This window comes from Flavobacterium solisilvae (genome assembly GCF_012911605.1).
Classification (GTDB): Bacteria; Bacteroidota; Bacteroidia; order Flavobacteriales; family Flavobacteriaceae; genus Flavobacterium; species Flavobacterium solisilvae.
Window position 1 is genome coordinate 1 of record NZ_JAAMPT010000143.1, and the last position, 482, is coordinate 482.

At 36.1% G+C, this 482-nt stretch carries 1 protein-coding gene; it reads left to right on the forward strand.

All coding sequences use genetic code 11. From position 1 onward, the window contains the following. A partial coding sequence (locus G6042_RS00660) for a transposase (protein ID WP_169522354.1) occupies positions 1–482 on the forward strand: 482 nt, incomplete at both ends.

Here is a 482-nt window from a genome sequence, read left to right on the forward strand (position 1 = left end):
CAGTATCGATTTAGAGAAAATAGGATTTACACCCAGAGTATTAAAAACCGAAGGTCGCCCAAGTTTTGATACCAAGGTGTTTTTAAAAATCTATTTGTATGGTTATTTAAACGGTATTCGTTCCTCGAGACGATTAGAAAAAGAGTGTCTTCGCAATATTGAATTGCAATGGCTTTTAGAAGCTATTTGTCCAAATTATCACAGTATTGCTGACTTTAGAAAAGACAACCCTAAAGCACTAAAACAACTCTTCAAACTGTTTGTTAGTTTTTTAAAAGACGCCGAATTAATTGCAGGCGAAACCATCGCTATTGATGGTACAAAATCCAGAGCACACAACAGCAAGAAAGCAAATTACAACCAAAAGAAAATAGATAAACACTTGGAGTATATCGAAACCAAAACCCAAGAATATCTAAGCGCTTTAGCCCAAAACGACGCTCAAGAAACCAGCACCACGCTCACCAACATTCAACAAAAAA